This window comes from Bacillus sp. JJ664 (genome assembly GCF_036962205.1).
In the GTDB taxonomy this organism is placed as follows: Bacteria; Bacillota; Bacilli; order Bacillales; family Bacillaceae_G; genus Gottfriedia.
In genome coordinates, this window is sequence record NZ_JBALMS010000044.1 from 443 (window position 1) to 6,354 (window position 5,912).

Below are 5,912 nucleotides of genomic sequence, written 5' to 3' on the forward strand. Positions count from 1 at the left end.
ATTATTTAGAAAATTTACTTTCGAATACGTATTTTTAAAATTTACATTTGAAAAAATTCTATACCATTTTTATTCGCTTTTTTTCTTATATCTCTATAAAATATGATATTATTCTATAGAAGACATGAGTTAATGCATATATACACAAGGGGGATATTCCGTTTATGAAAGACGAAAAAGTATATGATATTACAATTATTGGTGGAGGACCAATTGGTTTATTCACTGCTTTTTATGGTGGAATGAGACAAGCTAGTGTAAAAATCATTGAAAGCTTACCACAGCTAGGTGGGCAATTATCAGCACTTTACCCTGAAAAATATATTTATGATGTTGCAGGTTTTCCAAAAGTACGTGCTCAAGAATTAATCGATAACTTAAAAGAGCAAATGAAAAAATTTGAACCAACTGTTTGTTTAGAGCAATCTGTACAACAAATTACTAAAAACGATGACGGCGTATTTCATTTAGTTTGTAATGATGGCTTTGAACATTATTCAAAAGCAATTATCATTACTGCTGGAAATGGTGCGTTCCAACCTCGTAAGTTAGAAATTCCTGGTTCTGAACGATTTGAAAAAGCAAACTTACATTACTTCGTAGATGATATGAATAAATTTGCTGGCAAACGTGTAGTTGTATTTGGCGGTGGTGACTCTGCAGTAGACTGGTCATTAATGCTAGAACCTATTGCAGAAAAAGTAACACTAATTCACCGTCGTGATAAATTTAGAGCACATGAACACAGCGTAGAAAACTTAATGAACTCAAAAGTTGAAGTAAAAACTCCATGGGTTCCTGTTGAAATCATTGGAACTGATCGAATTGAAAAAGTAGTTCTTCAAAATGCAAAAACTGAAGAGCGCGAAGAAATCGAAATCGACGACGTAATTGTAAACTACGGTTTCGTATCTTCATTGGGTCCAATTAAAGATTGGGGCTTAACAATCGAAAAAAATAATATCGTTGTTAATTCTCGTATGGAAACAAATATTCAAGGTATTTATGCTGCTGGCGACATTTGTACTTATGATGGAAAAGTAAAACTAATTGCATCTGGATTCGGTGAAGCTCCTACGGCGATCAATAATGCAAAAGCATATATTGATCCAAGTGCAAAATTACAACCAGGTCATAGCTCATCAATGTTCTAAAATAGAGTACTCCAGACTGTCCATACAATGGGCAGTCTTTTTTTCTCTTGTATGTGATGTACTGAACATATGATAACATACTTAGTGAAAAACTTCACAACAAAATGTAAAGTAAAATAATTGATTACACTATATAATAGTATCAATTTTAAAAAATGATTCGTTATTTTAACTATATTTTGTAAAATTATTAACAAACATTTTAGAACCCTAAAACTAATTTTAAAAAAACCTTCTTAAAGTAGTTGTTACACAAACTAATAAGAAGGTTTTTATCTATTAACAATCTTCAGGCGTACCCGCATTCGTAGCAGTTCTAAAGCTTGAACCACATCCACATGATGCAATCGCGTTTGGATTTTCAATTGTAAATCCGCCACCAAGTAAAGATTCTTTAAAATCAATTACAACACCCTTTAAAATTGGTGCACTTTCATTATCGATTAGAAATTTGATATTTTGGAATTCTAGTTCAGTGTCATTTTCATTTTTTTCAGGATCGAATCCTAGACCATATGAAAGTCCAGAACATCCGCCACCTTTTACACCTAAACGTACATAAACGTTTTGATCTTCTTCATTTTCAATCATTTCTTTGATTTTTAATCCTGCTTGTTCAGTCACTGTAATCATATAAATTCACTCCTCTTTATAAATAATATATGCCTTCTGTTATTGTAACAGCCGGGCCTTTCATCCATACATCTCCATCGGAGGACCAAGTAATTTGTAAATCCCCACCTTGCAAGTGAACAGTAATTGGCTCGTCTCTATTATATTTACCTTCTTGTATCATTGCTACTGCAGCCGCGCATGCCCCTGTTCCACATGCTTGGGTAACGCCAGATCCACGTTCCCATACTACAAAATTGATTTCATTATGAGGTAAACATTCGATAAATTCAACATTTACGCTTTCAGGAAAGAATTCATGCTTCTCTACATATGGACCAAGCGTAGTTAGCGGTGCATTTTTAATATCACTGACTTCAAATACTGCGTGTGGGTTTCCCATCGAAACACCAATGAATGAGTGAAGTTCATCTTCAAATAAAATTTGATCTCTTGCAAATGCCTGTTCCTCTCCGCTAATAGGAATTAAGGAGCGTTGGAATATTGGTTCTCCCATATTAATAGTAACCAGACTTACAACATCATTTTCAAGATGCACAATAGCCTTTACTACATTGCTAATCGTCTCGATCTTAAAATTAGTATCCTTCACTAAACCATGTTCAAAAGCATATTTAGCAACACATCTTAAACCATTTCCACAATTTTTTGCTTCAGAGCCGTCATTGTTAAATACTCTCATTTTCACATCTGCTACATCAGACGGGCAAATTAAAATCATCCCATCACTACCGATACCTGTATGAATATTTGAAACGCTAATAGCGATCGAAGAAAGATTTTCTTCCTTCAATTTTTCTTCAAACATATTTACATATATATAATTATTACCTAATCCATGCATTTTTGTATAACGAAAAGAATTCATTTTCATGACTCCTTACTATTTTTAATAATATAAGTATAAATTTTTAATGAACTGAGCACAATAAGAACATCCCCCGTTTCTCGATATAGAAACATTTTTTGAGCGATCACAATACTGTGACTGCTCATTTTTTTTGGCTGTTTTTATTCATTCACTCGTAAGTACCTCTAATACAACTACAATATAACAATACTCTGTATCTATTTATCCTATTGTAAGCCATAAATTTGTTGATTGCTCATGACACTACGACTGATGACACAATACATCACCTTTTATGATTGAACATACTATTTTATGTTTTAACAATTCAATGTCAATAAGTTTACATTCGTGACTTTCGAATTATTTTATTATATTTCGTTTATAAAATAAACATTCTAACGACTCACTGCCGATATAGAATATATAGGATATATATAACATTTAAATCAGTTGAAAATGGAGCTAAGTGAAATTATGACTATTACACCGACTTTTTCCCGTACTTTGAAATGCCCATGTTGTTCGAATTCTTTTTCTACTGTCAACGTTAGAATTTCATACCCAAAAACTATCGAAGTAAGCACTGATTTCTGTGTAACGTATCAAGATGAAGTCAATTCTCCATATTTATATTACGTAAACGTTTGTAACTTATGTGGATACGCCTTTACAAAGAACAGTAGTCCAATCTCCTCAACTTCTAAAGTAATCATTCAAAAGGAAGTTTCTGAAAAGTGGCGACCTCGTTGCTTTGGAGTTATCAGAACGATTGAGGATGCGATTACTTGCTATAAGCTAGCTATCTATTGCTCTTTACTAAAAAATGAAAAAAATTATATTTTAGCTGGCTTATTATTAAGAGTTAGCTGGTTATATCGTAAAATGAACAACCAAGTTGAAGAAGAAAGATTTATGTTACAAGCAGTTGAAGCCTATAAAAAAAGCTATGACATAGCAGACTATGTTGGAACTGAAATGTCTGAAATTAGAGTTTTATTCTTAATAGGAGAGCTTTCGAGGAGATGTAAACTATATGAAGAAGCAATTAGTCATTTCTCAAAAATTGTAGCTCATTCAAATGCTCAACTAGAAAAAGGCATTGTAGAAAAAGCGCGTCAACAATGGCAAGTCGCGAGAGAAGAAGCGAAGGCAATTTAAGTCATCATAAAGTCTGTCTGAATATCTAATTTTTATACTTTGTCTATTTAATGATACCTCCTATTTAAAGGAGGTATCATTTCTGACTATCTAATTTTTATTTATGTAACCTTTAACGAATAGTTATTCTCAAAATACAGTTCCAGTCTTAGTGATATTGATTTTTACTTTTGGTTCGAACTGAACATTTTTATAATCTTTTTCCCAATCTAATTTCTTCCATATGTCAGGATGAGAACTAGCCAACTTCCTTCCTATTCCGAACGCATCACAGTTTGCTTCCAAAAGAATCTTTGTAATTTCTTTTGCCTCTTTCGTAAGTAGTGTAGCTATATCTTTGTTTAAAGCATTAACATTGGTTTTTTCTTTAAAATTATTTGAATAACTAACTAGATTGACATCTATTTCCAAATTTATTTTACAGGTTATTTTCCGATGAGTTTTGTCAATTACTAAGTCCATCTTCCTATTTTCATCCATCACTCTAAGGGCAGTTGATCTATTACGCTTTAAATTCACTGCAATAAGTCCCTCTTTTTGTAAACCGTCGCTTAATAATAGTAGTAAAGTGCTTTTCTCTTTCTGTATGCTATATCCAGTATATTTATCATTATGAAAAAGATAGACCCCACCGATGGCCACTCGATCTTTTTCAACCTTTTCTACATAAGGTAGAATTAAATCCTCCCCAGAGTCTACAATTTGAGACCAAGCTGAAAAGACAGTTTCTTTTGGGATATTTGTTAATGACTCTGATGATTTCAAGGCTTTCAATATTTCAAATGCAATTGGACTTTTTTGAGGGTTTACAGATAGAATGTCAGCCGCACTTCCTTTGGTCATAACAACCCTAGATGAGACATACGCATCTTTAGGGCGATAAAAGATTTCCAAAAATGGATGTATACCTTGCTTTCCCAGCTCTTCTCCAATCAGTATGATATGAGCTTTACTTACATCAATTTTTCCAGGCATTTTAAAATTAATTTCAGGACCAACTTCTGATGAATATTGACTTTTCGTTTCAATCAATTCATCTTTTAGCTCAAATTGCCCTCCACCTTTACTTTCAATATTTAAAATTCTTGCAGCACCTAATAACTCACTTTTATCAGATAAGTCGAAACTAACACCATTGATAAGCGTTTTATTTACAAGAAGACTTTGATCCCAACAACCCGATAAGAATATTAATATGACACAAAGATATATTAAAAGAATCTTTTTCAAGTATTTTCACTCCTTTTCAATGTTTTTATAAATAATGTCAAAGTAAGGAGTAAAATTGGCAAAATAAAAACCACAAAATAACTTAAATAAGTAACGTACGTGCTAAATTTTGTAATCATATTTTCATCAAATGGATAGATCGAAATAAGGTAGATGATGATCGAGTTTACTAAAACAGTTTTCTTATAAGACTTCTCCTTACTGATACTTTTACTAGCAAAAAATAAGTAAGCGATAATGGAAGTCGTCATTGGAACAATCCAACTTGATATGAAAATTAAATCAATTCTGTCTATCATTTCATATGATAGAACTTTAAATAAATACAATACAGGTTCCCGTACTTGTTTTAACTGATTGGGACTAAAACTGATGAGACAAAGAAATAAGAAGTAAGTGTATAATGCTGTGACAGTCAGATTCGCTAATGATACTGATTTTAGCACTCCTTTTTCTTTGTTAAGAATAAAAGGATAAATTAATAACATACCTTCAAAACCTAGCATAGAAATAATTGACTTATTACTACCCATCAATATATTTTTCATACCGGAGTTCCCAATCGGCAAAATGTTCTGGAACTCTTTTTCCAAACCGTAAGTTAAAAATGATAGTAAAATTAAAAAGACTAACATAAAGGAAGCAATGACAAAGAATCTTGCTATGATCGTCAATTCACTAAGGGCTAAATAAATACTTGATAAAATAATGAATAAAGACAAAACCCATATTGGTGTTAAAGGTAATAGCCAAAGACTAATACAGTTAATATATAGAATGAGTGCTAGGCTACCTGTCAAAATAAAGTATAAATAAATGATGAAGTTTAATAATTTTCCGATATATTTCCCGAATATTCTAATTGTAATTTTTGTATAATTTTC

Annotated in this window: 6 protein-coding genes; 2 read left to right on the top strand and 4 right to left on the bottom strand. The window is 32.0% G+C overall.

Annotation, left to right across the window (positions count from 1 at the left end; all coding sequences use genetic code 11):
* Positions 1–164: 164 nt before the first annotated feature.
* The gene (locus V7056_RS07550; protein WP_499700712.1) at positions 165–1,154 is read left to right on the top strand and encodes an NAD(P)/FAD-dependent oxidoreductase; all 990 of its coding nucleotides are present in this window, start codon (positions 165–167) and stop codon (positions 1,152–1,154) included.
* A gap of 279 nt (positions 1,155–1,433) precedes the next feature.
* Here the strand turns inward: V7056_RS07550 and V7056_RS07555 are convergent, their stop codons facing one another.
* A complete protein-coding gene (locus tag V7056_RS07555; protein WP_499700714.1) occupies positions 1,434–1,787 on the bottom strand; it encodes a HesB/IscA family protein in 354 nt (117 codons plus the stop codon).
* A gap of 16 nt (positions 1,788–1,803) precedes the next feature.
* Positions 1,804–2,655 (bottom strand): diaminopimelate epimerase, encoded by an 852-nt coding sequence (gene dapF / locus V7056_RS07560; protein WP_499700716.1) that lies wholly within the window; start codon positions 2,653–2,655, stop codon positions 1,804–1,806.
* 459 nt (positions 2,656–3,114) lie between these two features.
* Here dapF and V7056_RS07565 point away from each other — a divergent pair, with 459 nt between their 5' ends.
* Complete coding sequence (locus V7056_RS07565) at positions 3,115–3,798, top strand: DUF2225 domain-containing protein (RefSeq protein ID WP_499700718.1); 684 nt, start codon at positions 3,115–3,117, stop codon at positions 3,796–3,798.
* A 129-nt stretch (positions 3,799–3,927) separates the two neighbouring features.
* Here V7056_RS07565 and V7056_RS07570 read toward each other — a convergent pair whose 3' ends face one another.
* Positions 3,928–5,028, bottom strand: a complete 1,101-nt coding sequence (locus V7056_RS07570) for a Ger(x)C family spore germination protein (RefSeq protein ID WP_499700720.1) — start codon at positions 5,026–5,028, stop codon at positions 3,928–3,930.
* On the bottom strand, positions 5,025–5,912 hold an 888-nt coding region (locus tag V7056_RS07575; protein WP_499700722.1), incomplete at its 5' end, for a GerAB/ArcD/ProY family transporter. The genes V7056_RS07575 and V7056_RS07570, both read right to left, overlap by 4 nt.

What these genes read in the sequence shown, in the direction of transcription:
- dapF (WP_499700716.1), bottom strand. Translation starts at nt 2,655, where the DNA reads ATGAATTCTTTTCGTTATACAAAAATGCATGGATTAGGTAATAATTAT.
- V7056_RS07565 (WP_499700718.1), top strand. Translation starts at nt 3,115, where the DNA reads ATGACTATTACACCGACTTTTTCCCGTACTTTGAAATGCCCATGTTGT.
- V7056_RS07550 (WP_499700712.1), top strand. Translation starts at nt 165, where the DNA reads ATGAAAGACGAAAAAGTATATGATATTACAATTATTGGTGGAGGACCA.
- V7056_RS07555 (WP_499700714.1), bottom strand. Translation starts at nt 1,787, where the DNA reads ATGATTACAGTGACTGAACAAGCAGGATTAAAAATCAAAGAAATGATT.